The organism is Nocardioides taihuensis (genome assembly GCF_042657275.1).
Lineage (GTDB): Bacteria > Actinomycetota > Actinomycetes > Propionibacteriales > Nocardioidaceae > Nocardioides > Nocardioides taihuensis.
This window is the reverse complement of sequence record NZ_JBHSKD010000039.1, coordinates 1-949: the sequence shown is the minus strand read 5'-3', so window position 1 is coordinate 949 and position 949 is coordinate 1. Positions and strand designations below refer to the sequence as shown.

At 67.1% G+C, this 949-nt stretch carries 1 protein-coding gene; it reads left to right on the top strand.

All coding sequences use genetic code 11. The features are described 5' to 3' along the window. A partial coding sequence (locus ACFPGP_RS23865; protein ID WP_378594062.1) for an XdhC family protein occupies window positions 1-828 on the top strand: 828 nt, incomplete at its 5' end. Between the last annotated feature and the right edge of the window lie 121 nt (window positions 829-949).

Sequence of the window (949 nt, the reverse complement as noted above, 5' to 3'; positions counted from 1 at the left end):
GGACGCCCGGTGTCGGTCGCCACAGTCATCGAACACCCGAACCCCGCTTTGGTGGGACGCCGGCTCGTGGTGCGCCCGGAGCGGCCAGCGAGCACAGGCAGCTTGGGTTCGGCCCGTGCGGACGATGCCGTGATCGACGATGCCATCGGCCTACTCGCAGCCGGCCGTACGGAGACTCTCAGCTACGGTCCGGATGGCGAACGACGTGGTGAGGGCATGCGAGTCTTTGTTGCCTCCTACGCTCCTCGCCCGCGCATGCTGGTCTTCGGTGCCATCGACTTCGCCGCTGCCGTGGCGCGGATCGGCTCTTTCCTGGGGTACTCGGTGACGGTGTGTGACGCACGCCCCGTCTTCGCGACCAGGAGCCGTTTCCCTGCTGCAGATGAGGTCGTCGTAAGTTGGCCACACAAGTACCTTGCCGGCGAGGTCGAGGCGGGCGCCGTCGACGGCCGCACCGTCATCTGCGTGCTGACCCATGACCCGAAGTTCGATGTGCGCCTCCTCGAAGTCGCGCTGCGCATTCCCGAGGTCGGCTACATCGGCGCGATGGGCTCTCGGCGGACACACGAGGATCGGGAGAGGCGGTTGCGCGAGGCCGGACTCAGCGACGACGAACTCGCTCGTCTGTCTTCCCCGATCGGGCTTGACCTGGGGGCGCGAACCCCGGAGGAGACCGCGATTTCCGTGGCCGCCGAGATCATCGCGCTGCAATGGGGCGGAGGCGCCGACCGACTCCAGAACAGGCAGGGTCCCATCCACGGTCATGGACATCTGGTGGATGCCGGAGGCGTCGCAACGTCGTCGCCGGCCCCGACGAATTCGCCGTGACCGACCTTGGGCTTCCGAGCGTCTGCCCACTTCTCCTCACCGATCACGACGGTGCCGTCGAGCACTGAACTCGAGTGAACCGCGCAACGACACCTGCGCGTCTGGCTCCCACCTGGAAGAG